Annotated in this window: 13 protein-coding genes; 9 read left to right on the top strand and 4 right to left on the bottom strand. The window is 39.3% G+C overall.

Going from position 1 to position 12989, the window contains the following annotated elements; genetic code table 11:
* Window positions 1-12 precede the first annotated feature (12 nt).
* The 3 genes from CRT24_RS20705 (at window position 13) to CRT24_RS14165 (ending at window position 2707) form a co-directional block, all read left to right on the top strand.
* A complete protein-coding gene (locus CRT24_RS20705) occupies window positions 13-147 on the top strand; it encodes an integrase core domain-containing protein (protein WP_373604704.1) in 135 nt (44 codons plus the stop codon).
* Between the two features lie 315 nt (window positions 148-462).
* A complete protein-coding gene (locus tag CRT24_RS14170; RefSeq protein WP_099371880.1) occupies window positions 463-2283 on the top strand; it encodes a DNA mismatch repair protein MutS in 1821 nt (606 codons plus the stop codon).
* Window positions 2284-2305: 22 nt separating this feature from the next.
* The gene (locus CRT24_RS14165; protein WP_099371879.1) at window positions 2306-2707 is read left to right on the top strand and encodes an acyl-CoA thioesterase; all 402 of its coding nucleotides are present in this window, start codon (window positions 2306-2308) and stop codon (window positions 2705-2707) included.
* 2 nt (window positions 2708-2709) lie between these two features.
* Here the strand turns inward: CRT24_RS14165 and CRT24_RS14160 are convergent, their stop codons facing one another.
* The 3 genes from CRT24_RS14160 to CRT24_RS14150 all read right to left on the bottom strand — a co-directional run bounded on the left by CRT24_RS14160 (window position 2710) and on the right by CRT24_RS14150 (window position 5941).
* A complete protein-coding gene (locus tag CRT24_RS14160; RefSeq protein ID WP_099371878.1) occupies window positions 2710-3789 on the bottom strand; it encodes an NADH:flavin oxidoreductase/NADH oxidase in 1080 nt (359 codons plus the stop codon).
* Window positions 3790-3987: 198 nt separating this feature from the next.
* Window positions 3988-4362, bottom strand: a complete 375-nt coding sequence (locus CRT24_RS14155) for a DUF779 domain-containing protein (protein ID WP_099371877.1) — start codon at window positions 4360-4362, stop codon at window positions 3988-3990.
* Window positions 4363-4438: 76 nt separating this feature from the next.
* Complete coding sequence (locus CRT24_RS14150; protein ID WP_099371876.1) at window positions 4439-5941, bottom strand: aldehyde dehydrogenase family protein; 1503 nt, start codon at window positions 5939-5941, stop codon at window positions 4439-4441.
* A 173-nt stretch (window positions 5942-6114) separates the two neighbouring features.
* Between CRT24_RS14150 and CRT24_RS14145 the strand changes: the two genes are divergently transcribed.
* Entirely contained in the window at window positions 6115-7038 is a 924-nt protein-coding gene (locus tag CRT24_RS14145; protein WP_099371875.1) for a helix-turn-helix domain-containing protein, read from the top strand.
* On the opposite strand, the gene smpB is transcribed toward CRT24_RS14145, so the two are convergent.
* On the bottom strand, window positions 7025-7480 hold the full coding sequence (gene smpB / locus CRT24_RS14140; RefSeq protein ID WP_094257745.1) for an SsrA-binding protein SmpB: 456 nt from the start codon (window positions 7478-7480) through the stop codon (window positions 7025-7027). The two genes, CRT24_RS14145 and smpB, sit on opposite strands and share 14 nt — an antisense overlap.
* Window positions 7481-7778: 298 nt before the next feature.
* Between smpB and CRT24_RS14135 the strand changes: the two genes are divergently transcribed.
* From CRT24_RS14135 to CRT24_RS14115, 5 genes are read left to right on the top strand one after another with little or no spacing between them, the layout of a single operon-like run.
* Window positions 7779-8987, top strand: coding sequence for a pyridoxal phosphate-dependent aminotransferase family protein (locus tag CRT24_RS14135; RefSeq protein WP_099371874.1), 1209 nt, complete (start codon window positions 7779-7781; stop codon window positions 8985-8987).
* Window positions 8988-8999: 12 nt separating this feature from the next.
* Window positions 9000-10121 (top strand): hypothetical protein, encoded by a 1122-nt coding sequence (locus tag CRT24_RS14130; RefSeq protein ID WP_099371873.1) that lies wholly within the window; start codon window positions 9000-9002, stop codon window positions 10119-10121.
* Window positions 10118-11116: an NAD(P)-dependent oxidoreductase gene (locus CRT24_RS14125; protein WP_099371872.1), complete on the top strand. Its 999-nt coding sequence runs from the start codon at window positions 10118-10120 to the stop codon at window positions 11114-11116. The genes CRT24_RS14130 and CRT24_RS14125 overlap by 4 nt, the downstream gene beginning before the upstream one ends.
* A 13-nt stretch (window positions 11117-11129) precedes the next feature.
* Window positions 11130-11828: a CDP-alcohol phosphatidyltransferase family protein gene (locus CRT24_RS14120; RefSeq protein ID WP_099371871.1), complete on the top strand. Its 699-nt coding sequence runs from the start codon at window positions 11130-11132 to the stop codon at window positions 11826-11828.
* Window positions 11829-11830: 2 nt separating this feature from the next.
* Complete coding sequence (locus CRT24_RS14115; protein WP_099371870.1) at window positions 11831-12217, top strand: GtrA family protein; 387 nt, start codon at window positions 11831-11833, stop codon at window positions 12215-12217.
* Window positions 12218-12989: the final 772 nt, after the last annotated feature.

Genomic DNA, 12989 nt, shown 5'->3' with positions numbered 1-12989 from the left:
AAGCAAGAGTTTATGCTGGACAGCGAATGGCCAGATGAATTGTCCGTCCGAAGATCTGTGGAACAGTGCATTAGAATATACAACACAAAGCGACCACATTGGTCACTGAAACTCAAGACACCTGAGCAGGTCCATGGAGCAGCTTAAAACGGACTAACATTGAGGTGTGGAAAGTAAAAGAAAAAAGAAGCAAAAAAGAAAAAAAGCTGTTCAAATGTGGAAAACTCCTACGGAGTTTACACACATTTGAACAGCCCAATAATAACAAAAAAGTGTCTACTTTTTTTAGGACATGACATAGACATACATTAGATTTGTCGGTTTGTTTAGGATTTGATGAATTTTGAATAATTGCTTGACAGCTGTCTTTTTTCAATCTTTTTTCGATAATACCCTTTCCCAAGTAGCAATTTTACTATTTCTAATGTCTTGTGTCTTATGTCTTTTGTCTATCTTAGCACCATGAGTGCAGAATTTTACCAAAGCAATGTCGATAGGACGAAAGAACAAATCAAACTTCTAGATAAACAGATTAATCAGAATGCCTTTTTGAGGTTGGGTTTAATGATATTAGGAGGAATTGGTATTTGGCAACTATTTGGTCTCAACAATATTTTTCTGGTATTAGGGGCATTTCTATTTGTTATTTTTTTGTTTGCATTTCTCGTGTTTCGTCAATCCAAGGTGGACCGTAAATTGCAAGAGGCAAAAGTATATTTGCGCATTAACGAGAATGAGCTTGAGGTACTGAATCGTAAGAAAAACATGTACGATGATGGGATAGAGTTTGAAGACGGGAAACATCCCTACAGTTCTGATCTTGATATTTTTGGTCCCAATTCGTTGTTTGAGCTGGTCAATAGGTGCGCTACTAAGGATGGTGTGTCGGAATTAAAATCTTGGATGGAAGCTCCTGCACAAAAAGAAGAAATAACTGCAAGACAGGAAGCTGTCAACGAGTTAAAGGTCGACCCTGAACATCTCCAGGCATTTCAAACTAAAATGCTCTTCAACCTTGGCTCCAAGATCAATCTGAGATCATATATCCACAGCTATTTCCATGATAAATCCTTTCAATTCGGAAATGGATTTTATAAAGTTTATGTTCCATTGGTGCCTTGGATATTCCTAGCGGGCATATTATTCTCTGTATTCGTTCAGAATATTTCTGGTTATCTCTTGGGATTAGCTATCATACACCTGTTATGGACGATGTCTCAGGGTGGGAGGGTAAGCCAATTCTCAAATCGTATTGATAAAATTGGAGTTTCCTTAATCGGTTTTTCCGATGCCATCAAACTCATGGAAGACAGAAAGTATGTAGCTCCCCTGAATCAGGAATTACAACGTAAAATTGAAGTTGATGCACATCAAAAGAAGTTGTCTAGCATTATCAGTGAATTGGGAAAGCTTATCGACAAATTGGATGTTAGAAATAACATGTTGGTCGGTGCCATTCTGAATATGCTGTTTTTATGGGATTTCAAACAGGTAATGGCGATCAGTAAATGGAAGGACCAATATGAAGATTCCATCCTTTCAGGATTCGATGCGGTTGCTAAATATGAGAGTTTAGTCTCTTTGGCTTTACTTGCCTACAATCATCCAGACTGGACACAACCTGTAATTAAAGATAATTTTGAAAACGATCATGTGCTAGCAATCGAAGTGAACCATCCTTTGATTCCAGAAACCAAATCTGTAGGAAATGATTATGAAGCAAATGATCATAAAATTGCGCTGATTACTGGAAGTAATATGGCAGGGAAAAGTACTTTCTTACGAACCATTGGTATCAATGCGGTATTGGCCTACACGGGAGCAGTGACTTGTGCTAGAAAGTTTGAATTGCCAATTTATGAATTGGTGACCTACATGCGTATTAAGGATTCTCTGAATGAAAGTACCTCAACTTTTAAAGCTGAATTAGATCGTATGAAATTCATCCTCGAGCGAGTAAAAAACATCAAATCAAGCTATTTTCTTATAGATGAGATGTTGAGAGGTACAAACTCGGTCGATAAATATTTAGGTTCAAAGGCAATCATCAAAAAACTGATAAGTTTAGATGGGCGCGGTATGTTGGCGACCCACGACTTGCAGCTTTCAGAATTAGTTAACGACTATCCGGGTTACTTAAAAAATTACCATTTTGATATTCAGGTACAAGGGTCGGAAATGTTATTTGATTATAAATTAAAAGACGGTGCATGTACCATCTTTAATGCTTCAATGCTATTGAAAGGCATCGGTATAGTCGTTGAAAGCGAAAAAGTTGATTAACTTTGCGCTTTCAAATTTTATAATGACTGTTCAAGAACGTATCGACCAAAGTGAAACACGTATTACAATGACTGTGTTTCCTTCCCTTACCAATCACCACGACACTTTATTTGGCGGAAAAGCCATGGCGATAATGGATGAGGTTTCCTTTATGTGTGCAACCCGTTTCTGTCGAAAATCATTGGTTACGGTCTCCACCGATAAAATTGACTTCCACAAAGCCATACCGTCTGGAAGTATTGTTGAAGCGATAGCAAGGGTTGAGAGTGTAGGAAGAACCAGCTTAAAAGTATATGTAGAAATATACTTGGAAAGCATGTACGAAGACGGACGCGAATTAGCAATACAAGGAAGATTTACTTTTGTTGCCCTAGATGATAACAAAAAACCTGTGCCTGTATTACAAGGTCTGGACGTTCAATAAAATTATTCGATTTTGGCCCTTTCATATTGAGGGGGCCAATTGATATCTTCTCCCAATTCCTTTGCCCATTCATATACTAAATGTGGATCACGCAAGAACTCCCTGCCAATCAAAACAAAGTCTGCAGAAGCTCGATTAATGATATCTTTGGCTTGTTTTGCAGAAGTAATCAAACCTACAGTTCCGGTACAGATCTCAGTAGAGTTTTTGATTTCATCGGCAAATGGAACTTGATATCCAGGTTCTACGGGAATTTGTTGGTAGGAAACAGCTCCACCTGAAGAAATATCAGCAACTTCGACACCTAGCAGCTTTAAAATCTTTACCAATTCTATCGTTTGTTCCAGATCCCAGCCTCCTTCAGCCCAATCCGTAGCAGACAATCGAACCCATAGAGACTGTTCCTTACCCAATTCTTCCTTTACCGCATGGACAATCTCAAGTAAAAAATGAATTCTGTTTTCAAATGGTCCGCTATAATGGTCATCCCTCAAATTTACTAGGGGTGATAGAAACTGATGGATGAGATACCCATTGGCAGCATGGATTTCAATAACTTTATAACCTGCTGAAACAGCTCTGCGGGCAGCTAGTTTAAATTCATAAACAACCGCCTGTATATCCGCAAGTGTCATCTCTGTAGGCGGAATTTCATAGTCATGGTAAGGAATAGCTGATGGAGCAATAGTCTGCCAGCCATGTTCTTCATCTGGACTGAACTGTTTTCTGCTGATCCAGGGTTTATCAGTGCTACCCTTTCTTCCGGCATGTGCCAACTGAATGCCGGGAATACTTCCTTGACTGCTTATGAATTCTGTAATCTGTTTAAGTTTTTCAATATGCTCATCTGACCAAATTCCCAAATCTCCATAAGATATTCTTCCAATCGCACTTACAGCTGTAGCTTCCTGAATCACAACTGCCGCTCTACCAATCGCAAACTGACCCAAATGAACCAAATGCCAGTCAGTGGCAAAACCATTAATGGCTGAATATTGACACATGGGGGAAACAACAATTCTATTGGATAATGTCATATTCTTGAGTGGTAGTTCGGAAAATAAGGAATGCTTCGCTTTCATATTCTAAAGTTATAAGAATAATATAAAATAGCCCAGTTGATATATGTTTATTTCAAAGGCACAAGAAATTAGTGATAGAGCTAAAAAGCAAACTTTGTTTACGGAAGTTGGTTTCGAAAATGACTTAATTATTAAATGTGACAATTCTAATGAGTATAAGTTGGCTAGCGGAATCTATGCCCAATTGGGAGTGGGATATTACTCATTCCTTACTACTTCAGGTAGATTTTTCAATTCATCATCTGTAAATAATCGGTAATGAATTTTGAATGTTTTCCCCATTGGGGTTTCCAATGAAAAGCCTCCTGGGCCGAATCCATCCAATACATCCAAGGTGAAATGTGAGAATTTCCAATATTCAAATAAGTCTCGGTCCACCCAGAATTCAAATCCCTCTACCAAACCGATCATGGCATCGTTCATCCTTGGATAAAATCCGCCTTTTTCAAAACACTGAGGTTGCGTTCCTTCACAACATCCACCCGCCTGATAGAACATTAAAGGGCCATGTTTTTCTACCAATTCCTTGATTACTGCTTTTGCAGCATCTGTTACATCTATTCTTGAAGTCATAATCCTCGATTTTGGATGAAAAAGGGGTTATGAATATAACCCCTTATCACACATTTAACTATTAACTACTCTTTTATTAAAAGAAGCCAAGCTTTTCTTTGCTATAGGAGATAAGCATATTCTTAGCTTGACGATAGTAGGCTAACATCATTTTGTGGTTTTCACGGCCGATTCCCGATTGCTTATAACCACCGAAAGGAGCACCTGCAGGGTAACTATGGTATTGATTTACCCATACACGTCCTGCTTGGATAGCTCTAGGTACCATGTATAATTCATGGGCATCCCGAGTCCAAACACCAGCACCTAATCCATAGATCGTATCATTGGCAATCTCAATTGCTTCATTGACATCCTTAAAGGTTGTAACGGCCAATACAGGTCCGAATATCTCCTCTTGGAAGATGCGCATTTTATTATTGCCCTTGAAAAGGGTAGGTTTAATGTAATATCCATCATTGATATCGCCACCCAATTGGTTCTCATCACCTCCCGTCAATACTTCAGCACCCTCTTCTTTACCCAATTTGATATAAGACATAATTTTATCCTTTTGGATTTTTGATGCCTGTGCACCCATCATAACAGTAGGGTCTAATGGATTTCCTACTTTGATTTGGTTCACGCGCTCTACAACACGCTCAATAAATTTGTCATAGATCGACTCTTGAATCAACAATCGGGATGGACATGTACAGATCTCACCTTGGTTCAAAGCAAATAATACAGCTCCTTCAATCGCTTTATCTAGGAATGAATCATCCTCAGCCATCACAGATTCAAAGAAAATATTAGGAGATTTACCACCCAATTCTAAGGTTACCGGAATAATGTTTTCTGTAGCATACTGCATTACCATACGGCCAGTTGCAGTTGAACCAGTAAATGCTGCTTTCGCTACTTTAGGATGAGTAACCAAATGGCGACCCAATTCTGAACCAAATCCATTGATTACGTTTACCACTCCTGGAGGAAGCAAGTCTCCGATGATTTCCATCAACACCATAATGGATGTCGGTGTACTTTCAGCCGGCTTTAACACAACTGTACATCCAGCTGCTAATGCAGGGGCCAATTTCCAAACAGCCATAAGGATAGGGAAATTCCAAGGGATGATCTGTGCAACAACTCCAATTGGTTCGTTTACTATTAAGGAAACAGTCGTGCTATCAAGTTCTGATAAAGATCCTTCCTCAGCTCTGATTACACCTCCAAAATAACGGAAGTGGTCGATCGCCAAAGGAATATCAGCATTTAAAGTTTCGCGGACTGCTTTACCATTGTCGATGGTTTCTACAGCAGCAATTTCCTCCAAATGTTGCTCTATTCTGTCTGCTATCTTGAATAATATATTACTGCGTTCGGTTGCTGAAGTTTTGCTCCATGTTTCAAATGCTTTAGCTGCAGCCTCTACAGCCTTGTCAATGTCCTCTTTGGTCGAATGCGCAACTTGTGTGAATGGCTGTCCATCAATAGGTGAGATGTTGTCAAAATATTTACCTTGAGTGGGCGGAACAAAAGTTCCATTAATGTAATTATCATAACGCTCTTTGAACGTCGGTCTTTTAATTTCGCTCATAGTTTTGTTTTTACTAAGTTTATATTTGGACTCTTTCCCAAATTTACCAAGCGGTAACTTTTTTGAATAGCATTATCCTCGCTATTCATAGCATAATAATATCATTATGCAGTTTTTGTTTTGTTATAATTTTTTTAAATTTGATTAACAGCCAATTATAAAATAAAATCACTATGGGAAAGAATAATCTAGTCCGTGAACTACCATATTCTAAGGAGAGGGAATTGAATACATTGGTTGAAAATAGGAGAGCCTATACATTGAATAGTTTCGAGTTGAATGTATATGAAACTTATCAGCCCAGTCATCTCGTCCCGCTAAAGTTCAATGATATGGTGATTATCAATATGCTCAAGGGAAAAAAAATAATGCATTTGGAAGATATCCCAGCATTTGATTATTTACCCGGTGAAACTTTGGTCCTACCTGCACACAGAAAAATGCAAATCGACTTTCCTGAAGCTCAGATCCAGGATCCCACACAATGTACAGCTTTATTGATCTCTGCAGACAAGATCGAAGAAACAATTCAATATTTGAACAAGACTTACCCAAGAATAGAAAATAAATTATCATGGGATTTTTCATGGAATAAATTCCATTTGGTAAATACGGATGAGTTGGCTACCCTAACCAGCAAGTTGTTTACGAATATGATCAGCAGTGATCCATACAAAGACGTGCTAGCTGATTTACTTTTTAAAGAATTGCTGATCAGGATTATCCAACAACAGCAATTGAGCGAATTAATGGAACCAACGACACAGGTTAGTGAGTCGATTTCTCATTTGAAAAAATATATTCGGGAACATTTATCTGAAAAACTAACGATTGATGATCTAAGCCTAAAGGCGAATATGAGCAAAGCGAGCCTTTTCAGGTTGTTCAAGGATGAATATGGCATTACACCGATGGAATTGGTGATTCAAGAACGTCTTCGAAAAGCTAAGGAAATGCTGAGTGCAAATATGACTATCAAAGAAGTTTGTTATGCCTGTGGCTTCAGCGACGTCAATTATTTTATCAGAATATTCAAATCAAGAGAACAGATTACTCCTGGAAATTATCAGCGGAAAAGCGATATTAACGTTTCATAGCGCGGTCAAGTTCTCTTTTGCTTTCACGTTCTTTGATGGTTTCACGCTTATCAAAGTCTTTTTTACCCTGAGCTAAAGCAATCTCCACTTTGGCGAACCCTCTTTCATTGATGAAAATCCTCAATGGGACGATTGTAAACCCTTTTTCTTCCCCTTTTTCACGTAGTTTTTTCAGTTCTTTTTTCGTCAACAAAAGCTTTCTGTCCCTTTTAGATTCATGATTATAGAACGAACCGAAAGAGTATTCTGCGATGTGCATATTTCTGATATAGAGCCCATCTTCAAAAAATGCACAGAAACTATCGTTGATATTTGCCTTGCCTTCACGGATGGATTTTATCTCGGTACCCAATAAAGCCAAACCTGCAACGTAGGTGTCAAGTAGGTGATACTCAAAGGATGCGCGCTTGTTTTTGATGTTAACCGTTGATGAAATTGCCATTTTTATTATTTATATTGAAGCACAAATGTAAGAATTTATGAATTTTTGCAAAATTTCAAAGTAATTTACTGTAAACATTCTCTTAATATTAATTTAATTTTATGATATTTATATGTCAATCAAAACATAATTTGAAGTTTAAGTTTTGTATGTTTGCGTCGATTTTTTGTAAAGAAAGGTAATATAAGCATGATTTTATTATGTTAATAAATCTAGTTTTGTACCTTTGTGGGATTTTTGACGATTTTTGTTAAAAGTTCAAAAAGTAAATATTATTGAGAAAATAGATACCTGACGAATGAGCAAGGGAAAATTAAACGAAAGAACCGCGCGTTTTTTAAATGGCGAGTTGGGCGATATCAAGTCAAAAAACTTATATGCTTATTTTAGACCTATCCAATCCAAACAAGATACAGAGGTTAAAATTGATGGGCGCAGGGTTTTGATGTTTGGTTCAAATTCCTATTTAGGGTTAACAACTGATCCACGTATTATCAAAGCTTCTCAAGAAGCATTGGAAAAGTATGGTACTGGATGCGCAGGATCTCGTTTTTTAAATGGAACCTTGGATATTCACGTTGAATTGGAAGAAAAACTTGCTGATTATGTAGGCAAGGAAGCTGCAATTCTTTTCAGCACAGGTTTTCAATCTAACTTAGGTCCTTTATCTTGTTTGACTGGTCGTCATGACTATATCCTACTTGACGAACGTGACCATGCTTCGATTATCGACGGCTCTCGTCTTTCATTTTCTAAAGTAATCAAATACGCACATAATAACATTGATGATTTAAGGGACAAAATGTCTCGTTTACCTGAAGAGAGCTTCAAATTGATTGCTACCGATGGTATTTTCTCTATGGAAGGTGATATCGTTAAACTACCAGAGCTTGTTCAAGTAGCAAACGAATATGATGCTGCCATATTATGTGATGATGCACATAGTTTGGGTGTAATCGGTGAAAAAGGTGCCGGTACAGCAAGCCACTTTGGTTTGACTGATCAAGTAGACCTGATCATGGGTACATTCAGTAAATCATTCGCTTCTTTGGGAGGTTTTGTGGCTGCAGATAGCGATACGATCGAATACCTTAAACATAGAGCAAGATCGTTGATGTTCAGCGCCAGTATGACTCCTGCTTCTGTAGCTTCTACATTGAAAGCATTAGAGATCATTCAAACTGAGCCTGAACATATCGAAAGATTATGGGCAAACACAAATTATGCTAAGAAATTGTTGTTAGAAAACGGTTTTGACCTAGGTGCTACTGAAAGTCCTATCTTACCAGTCTTCGTAAGAAACAACGAAAAAACATATATTGTTACCAAAATGCTACAGGACGACGGAGTTTTCGTGAACCCAGTAGTTGCGCCTGCAGTACCAGCTGAGGAATCCTTGATCCGTTTCTCTCTTATGGCTACACATACGTTCGACCAGATCGATGAAGCTGTTGAGAAAATGACTAAGGTTTTCAAAACGTTGGAGGTAGAAAGTTTTAGCGAATAAAATTTTATAAAGGTGATTACGATAGTTCCTGTTGAAACTAAAAAACAAAGAGCAAAATTCATCGATTTTCCTCATGACCTTTATGAAGGAGATTTGAATTATGTTCCTGAGCTTTTTGTTGCACAGGATGATATGTTAAATCCTAATAAACATCCTTTCTTCAAACACTCCTCCCTGCAACTTTTCTTAGCCTACCAAGGCGACAAGATCGTAGGAAGGATTGCCGGAATCTACAATACAAACCACAACGCCTTCAATAATGTCAATGAAGGCCAATTTGGATTTTTCGATTGTATCAACGACCAAGAGGTGGCCGACAAGTTGTTTCAGGCAGCAGAAGAATGGGTTAAACAAAAGGGAGCCAACAATATCGTTGGACCAATCAACCTGACCACCAATGATTCAACAGGGTTATTAGTGGAAGGCTTTGACAGACCTCCGATGGCAATGATGCCATACAACTTCCCTTATTACCAAGATTTGATTTTGCAGGCCGGCTTTGAGAAAAAAGTCGACTTAAGAGCTTATCTTGTCAATAAGGAAAATTCCAATAAACGCTCAGTAATGTTACTCGATAAATTGGAAGAAAGGTTGGGTAGATCTGGAATTATATTGAGACAGATTAACTTGAAGGATTTTGCCAATGAGGCAGAAAAAATCAAGAAAGTCTATAATAAGGCTTGGGACAAAAACTTAGGTTTCGTTCCAATGACTGACGATGAATTTGCACATACCGCAAAAGATTTAAAGATGATTGTTGATCCGAAATACTGTATTGTTGCAGAAAAGGACAATGAGCTCATCGGTTTTGCACTTGGTATTCCAAATATTAATGAAATCCAAATCAAAATTAAACGAGGAAGACTGTTCCCGACAGGAATTTTCAAGCTATTATTTGGAAGGAAAAAGATCAAATCCCTCAGGGTATTGATGCTTGGTGTTTTGGATAATTATAGAAAATTGGGAATTGAAGCTTGTTTGTATGGGAGGATTATAAAGAATGCCATCCCATCTGGCATCGAAGAAGCTGAATGCTCTTGGATGTTGGACCACAACTACCTCATGAATCACGCTATTGAACAAATCAATGCCGAATTCTATAAGCGGTATCGTCTTTTTGAAAAAGCGATATGAAAAAAAAGATTTTCATAACTGGTGCGAGCGGTTTTGTAGGCTCTCACCTTGTTGAGGCTGCCCAAAATTTAGGGCTTGAAGTGCATGCTGCGGTCAGAAAATCCAGCAACATCAGGGATATTGAGCCCTTCGTTGATCAATTCGTATTCCCAGACCTGGGAAACCCTCAAGAATTAAAATCCCTTTTCAATAAAGAACAGTACAGCTATATCATACATGCTGCGGCAATGACCAAAGCAAAGGATGAAAACGTTATGCGACTGGTCAATGTCGGCTATACCGATAGTATATTGGATGCTGCAACTGCTGCTGAGATGCCTTTGGAGCGGATCAGCTATGTCAGCAGTCTGGCAGCAATAGGCCCCATACCTTATGCCAGCGAAAAACTGATTACTGAAAATACCCCTTATAATCCTTTGACAGTATACGGAAGAAGCAAGGAAGCTTCTGAATTGATGATCCAACAGAAATTCAAGGATGCCCCTGTTTCCATTTTTAGGCCTACTGCTGTTTATGGACCACGTGAAAAAGATATTTTCATTCTTTTTGACACCATGAAAAAAGGTTTTGATCCTTATATCGGCAGAAATCCGCAGAAATTGAGCTTTATCTATGTGAAAGATCTGGTCGATGTACTATTGAAGGGTGTTATAGTGAAGCAGGATGGTCTCCAGATTTATAATATTAGCGATGGTGAAGTTTACTCTCGCTATGCTATGGCTGAGATATTTAAGGAAGTATTCCAAAAAAGAATGTTTCGCATGCATGTGCCATTGGGACTTGTGCGGAGCGTGGCAGAAATTTCCCAAAGACTGTATCGCAATTCTTCAAAAACGCCAGTGATCTATCCCGAGCGTTTACGAGAACTGACGGCAGAAAACTGGGGCTGTGATATTACCCATGCGATGAATAATCTTGACTTTAAGCCTCAATATAACCTTCAGACAGGCTTAAAAGAGAGTTTAATTTGGTATAAAGAAAATAAGTGGCTCTAAAATTTCCTATGAAATGAGTGAACAACAAATCAATAAAAAGCTTTTTCAAGATAGAAAGCGTACAAATATTTTAAGTAATCCAGAACAAAGACTGATCAGTTATCTTGTTCCGAAAATCCCGGAGTGGATCTCCTCAGATGGATTGACGGCCATCGGTCTGTTCGGGTCGTTCATGATCTTGGGCAGCTTTCTACTCGCAGAATATGTCAACATCAACTATCTTCTTTTGGGGATTGTTGGATTTTTTGTTCAGTGGTTTGGAGACTCTTTGGACGGAAGGATTGCCTTCTATCGAAATAAATCTAGAAAATGGTATGGCTTTGCCCTAGATATCGTTATGGACTGGGTTTCAACGGTGTTCATCGGTTTGGGTTATGTCTTTTATGCTGTCGGTGATTTTAAATACCTTGGTTTTACATTGGTAGCATTATATGGTTGGGCGATGATAATCTCTCAGCTGAGATACAGGATTACAGATCAATATACGATCGATGCTGGTCTGTTGGGCCCTACTGAAATTAGGGTGATCATCAGCTTGGTCTTGGTTCTTGAGGTTCTAGTGCCAGGTTCCATCAACTATTCAGTGTTAGGAATCTGTATCATCCTGTTCTTTATCAACATTGGTGACACGAAAAAACTTTTGGACCTTGGTGATGCTAAGGATAAAGAAGAAAAAGCAAACAAACTTAAACAAGCAGAAGTAAACGATTAAAGATGTCAGATAAACTTAGAGTATTTCTTCGAGCTCAGTTATCCGCTTTTGTTGGCGGCATATCGGACTTCGGTATTTATACTTTTTGTTATAAGGTTCTGGGATTCACGGCTCCATTTTCGAATGTTGTGAGCGGGAGCTTGGGGGCTATCGTTAACTTTACAATCAATCGGTACTGGTCATTTGGGAATACAGAAAAATCCTTGGGCAGTCAGCTCTGGAAGTTTATTGTTGTAGTTCTTGGTAGTATCACATTGAAGACTTTGGGGATTTTTGTTTTTGTGAATTTATGGCAGTGGCATTTCTTGTTGTCAAAGGCTATTGTTGAAATCGTCGTTTCACTGGGATTCAATTATACCATGCAGAGATTTTGGGTTTTTAAGAAATAGACCTCAACGCTAAATAGAAATTTATTATAAAGCCATCTTGGATTCGGACCAAGGTGGCTTTTTTGTTTTACCCTTGATTTACAGTTTTTCTGTTTCATACTTGATATTGACTCTGAGGGTTCTTGTTATGGTCTTGTTCCTGTCTCGGTATACTCTGGTTCGTCTCTCGTTCGGACCTTGTACGGACCTTGTTCGGAGCTGCTTCGGAAAACACCCGAACGAGGTCCGAACGAGGTGCGAACGAAAGAGGACTGAGAGTGGAAGGAGAGTGGACGGAGAGTGGAAGGAGATCAAAAAGGCCGCCGTGGCCGGTGTCCCCACCGGCCGCCCTTACTTCCCCGTCCCCGCCTTTCCGTTTCCGTGCCCGCCGGTGTGGACCGTGGGCGCGCTTTCCCCCGCTGGCGTACCCTGAGGCCGGCCTTTTGGCCATTGGCCGAAAAATTATCTTTCAATGGCATAGCGAGTTACGTCCGTTCTGCAAAAAATGTTGTGCCGGGGTCTTGGAAGTAATGTGCAAATGTCCCTATCTTTGCACCACTCCGCAAGGGAGGGACGGCGGAAACGCCACTGAAATGAGGGGAAGGACGGGCGACACCGCAGGCGGCACGATGCCGGCACGGGAAGCCGAAAAGGGGCCGCGAAAATTATTTCAAAATAAATTTTGCGGATTCGAAAAAAGCTCCTACCTTTGCAGTCCCAACCAGGGGAAACGGCGATGGGCGCGACGCCCGGAGCCAACAGAAATGACAGTTCAGGAGTGCTCAAGCACTCT

The organism is Sphingobacterium sp. 1.A.5, assembly GCF_002734235.1.
Lineage (GTDB): Bacteria > Bacteroidota > Bacteroidia > Sphingobacteriales > Sphingobacteriaceae > Sphingobacterium > Sphingobacterium daejeonense.
This window is presented reverse-complemented; position numbering and strand designations above follow the sequence as displayed.

Coding starts and splice junctions, on each gene's coding strand:
- CRT24_RS14115 (WP_099371870.1), top strand. CDS start 11,831: ATGTCAGATAAACTTAGAGTATTTCTTCGAGCTCAGTTATCCGCTTTT.
- CRT24_RS14145 (WP_099371875.1), top strand. CDS start 6,115: ATGGGAAAGAATAATCTAGTCCGTGAACTACCATATTCTAAGGAGAGG.
- CRT24_RS14135 (WP_099371874.1), top strand. CDS start 7,779: ATGAGCAAGGGAAAATTAAACGAAAGAACCGCGCGTTTTTTAAATGGC.
- CRT24_RS14165 (WP_099371879.1), top strand. CDS start 2,306: ATGACTGTTCAAGAACGTATCGACCAAAGTGAAACACGTATTACAATG.
- CRT24_RS14160 (WP_099371878.1), bottom strand. CDS start 3,789: ATGAAAGCGAAGCATTCCTTATTTTCCGAACTACCACTCAAGAATATG.
- CRT24_RS14155 (WP_099371877.1), bottom strand. CDS start 4,362: ATGACTTCAAGAATAGATGTAACAGATGCTGCAAAAGCAGTAATCAAG.
- CRT24_RS14170 (WP_099371880.1), top strand. CDS start 463: ATGAGTGCAGAATTTTACCAAAGCAATGTCGATAGGACGAAAGAACAA.
- CRT24_RS14150 (WP_099371876.1), bottom strand. CDS start 5,941: ATGAGCGAAATTAAAAGACCGACGTTCAAAGAGCGTTATGATAATTAC.
- CRT24_RS20705 (WP_373604704.1), top strand. CDS start 13: ATGCTGGACAGCGAATGGCCAGATGAATTGTCCGTCCGAAGATCTGTG.
- smpB (WP_094257745.1), bottom strand. CDS start 7,480: ATGGCAATTTCATCAACGGTTAACATCAAAAACAAGCGCGCATCCTTT.
- CRT24_RS14125 (WP_099371872.1), top strand. CDS start 10,118: ATGAAAAAAAAGATTTTCATAACTGGTGCGAGCGGTTTTGTAGGCTCT.
- CRT24_RS14120 (WP_099371871.1), top strand. CDS start 11,130: ATGAGTGAACAACAAATCAATAAAAAGCTTTTTCAAGATAGAAAGCGT.